Raw genomic sequence first — 715 nt, forward strand, 5'->3', positions numbered from 1 at the left:
GAAAGTTGGTAACACCCGAAGCCGGTGGCCTAACCCCTTGTGGGAGGGAGCTGTCGAAGGTGGGACTGGCGATTGGGACTAAGTCGTAACAAGGTAGCCGTACCGGAAGGTGCGGCTGGATCACCTCCTTTCTAAGGAGCRCCTACAGCAACCGGCCTGGATGTATGTCCGGGTGTGGGGGTTGTCAGGAAGCAAGCCCGTTGCGCAGGCGATTGTCCTGCGGCGGGTGCTCATGGGTGGAATATCAACAAATAGGTGCCTGGTGGCACGGATCATTGATCAGTACGGATTCCTTCGGGGGTTCAGGAACGTTGTGTGGTCTGGTGTTCCGGGTAGTGTTTGGCACACTGTTGGGTCCTGAGGCAACAGGGCCGGGGTTTAGGTCCCGGGTTTGTTTGTTTCTGGTTTCCCTGCCATGACGGTCTGCGCACGTGTTTGTGTGTGGGGTGTGTGGTGTGGGGTTGTTGTTTGAGAACTACATAGTGGACGCGAGCATCTTGTATAAGAAGCAATTTCCAAGAATATGAACCTGGATCTGGTTCGTGCGCCTTTTTGGGTGTGCGGGACAGTTTCTGTGGTTCTCTCGAGTGTTTTTTGTTTTTGATCTTTGTGGTCAAGTTTTTAAGAGCACACGGTGGATGCCTTGGCATTAGGAGCCGAAGAAGGACGTAGGAATCTGCGATAAGCCTGGGGGAGTCGATAACCGGACTGTGAT

General features: G+C 53.8%; 2 rRNA genes. Both read left to right on the forward strand.

Features of this window, described 5'->3' with window-relative positions:
- Positions 1 to 131: ribosomal RNA gene (locus tag AC1DIP_RS22215) — 16S ribosomal RNA — on the forward strand; the annotation flags it as partial.
- Between the two features lie 480 nt (positions 132 to 611).
- Positions 612 to 715, forward strand: a 23S ribosomal RNA gene (locus tag AC1DIP_RS22220); the annotation flags it as partial.

This window comes from Pseudarthrobacter sp. 05T312, from assembly GCF_056396685.1.